We start from the raw sequence: 1,994 nt of genomic DNA on the forward strand, positions 1-1,994 counted from the left end.
CCGTCCGCAAGTGGATGAGCATTGCCACCTAGGACTTGGTAATTAACATCTGTAGGTACTTGAAAAGACTTTCCTGGTACATAGTAAAAATTATTATTTTTATCGTACACTTTACTGGTGTCATCTTGCTCACCAAAGTCTTTAACACCTTTAGGTTTACCTAGCGATTCATAATTACGTGCCACATGGTTAGGCACTATATCAATAATGACTTTCATGCCATGGCTATGTGTACGTTCAATAAGCTGGGTAAACTCTCCCATGCGGTTTGTTACATTAACAGCTAAATCGGGGTTAACATCGTAGTAATCTTTAATCGCGTACGGTGAGCCTGCGCGACCTTTTATTACATCAGGGTCATCTTTTGAAATACCGTAGTCGGTATAATCGCCCACTAACGCGTGGTGTAACACACCGGTATACCAAACGTGCGTGGTACCTAGCTCTTTAATGCCTTTTAGGGCTGCGTCGTTAAAGTCGGCAAATTTACCTACACCGTTTTGCTCTTTCGTGCCCCATGGCACATTAGCTGTCTCGGTATTACCAAACAAACGGGTAAATACTTGATATACAACTGGCTTAGTGAGCTCATTTTGCGTATGCGCAGGTGTTTGCTGTTGTTCAGGTTTATTATTTTCTGAACACCCTGTAGCAATAAGTGCACTACACAGCACTGCGGGTATATAAACTGATTTTTTCATTGTGTGTCTTTTTTGTCAGTATTGTTATTAACTTTATACTAAAGATTACTGCAGCAACCATACAGTTGCTGCATACGTATTCAGGTCACTATTGTCGCTTATTGACAACTAATACAGTTGCGCTCATAGCTGGTAATTCAATGGTTTTGCCAAGCTTCTGTGGTTTTTGAGTAAATAAATTAAATGCTGTTGTGCTCTTAGGCATCACCTCTTGCATATACTCAATGTTTTTTTGTAGTGCCTCTGTGTTTTTATTCATAAATACCAACACAGTTTGCTCATCGCTAATACGTGCATAACTATAAACCCCTTGTTGAGGCGTAAAGTGTACAAGTTTACCTTTATCTAGTGCTGAGCTGTTTTTTCTAAAGTTAAGCAGCGTACTAATGGTGTTATGCATCTCTTTTTGCTGTTTTGTTAAGCCCTCTTTGGTAAAGGCGTTACGTGTTTGCCCATCAAACCCTCCAGGAAAATCAATTCTAATATCGCCATGGTCTTTACTTGGGGTGTTATCTAATAGTACTTCCGTACCGTAATACATTTGCGGTATGCCACGTGTGGTTAAAAACAAGGTCATCGCCATTTTTGTTTTGGCTAAATCTTGGCCAAGCTCAGTGTAAACACGGCTCATATCGTGGTTATCGGCAAACACCATAATGTTATTTGTATCAGGGTATAAAAAGTCATTAGCTAACGATTCATATACTTTAACCCAACCCGTGTTCCAGCTTTCATCTTCATTTAGCGCTTGAATTACCGACTCTTGCAACGAAAAGTCCATCACGCTTGGTAAGCTTGATGTATAGCCATCTTGGTTATGCTTGCCACGTTGCCAGTAAGAAGCAATAGCAGGGTTAGACGTCCACTCTTCTCCAACAATATTAAAGTCTGGATACTCTTGCATTATGGCTTTTGTCCAATCACTCAAAAATGCTTTATCTGAGTAAGAGTAGGTATCAACGCGTATGCCGCTCAAATCGGCGTATTCTATCCACCAAATCGCATTTTGAATTAAGTATTCACTTAACAGTGGTTGGCGCTGATTTAAATCAGGCATGGTTTCTACAAACCAGCCATCGTTAAACTGGCGCTTGTCGTATTCACTGGCGTGTGGGTCTTGTATGGTTTGGCGCGCATGGCTGGTGGCATTCTTGCCTTTATTAAACTCACCATTAAAGTTAATCCAATCTTTAGTTGGCTTATCTTTAACCCAAGTATGCTCAGAGCCAAAATGGTTAAGAACCATATCCATTACAAGGCCTATACCCTGCTCTTTTGCTTTTACAGATAACG

General features: G+C 40.5%; 2 protein-coding genes. Both read right to left on the reverse strand.

Annotated elements, in window-relative coordinates; all coding sequences use genetic code 11:
- On the reverse strand, positions 1 to 701 hold a 701-nt coding region (locus BCG07_RS12270; RefSeq protein ID WP_286890347.1), incomplete at its 3' end, for an alpha-amylase family glycosyl hydrolase.
- 88 nt (positions 702 to 789) lie between these two features.
- A partial coding sequence (locus BCG07_RS12275; RefSeq protein WP_286890348.1) for an alpha-amylase family glycosyl hydrolase occupies positions 790 to 1,994 on the reverse strand: 1,205 nt, incomplete at its 5' end.

The organism is Pseudoalteromonas sp. ESRF-bin5 (genome assembly GCF_002632075.1).
Taxonomy (GTDB): Bacteria; Pseudomonadota; Gammaproteobacteria; order Enterobacterales; family Alteromonadaceae; genus Pseudoalteromonas; species Pseudoalteromonas marina.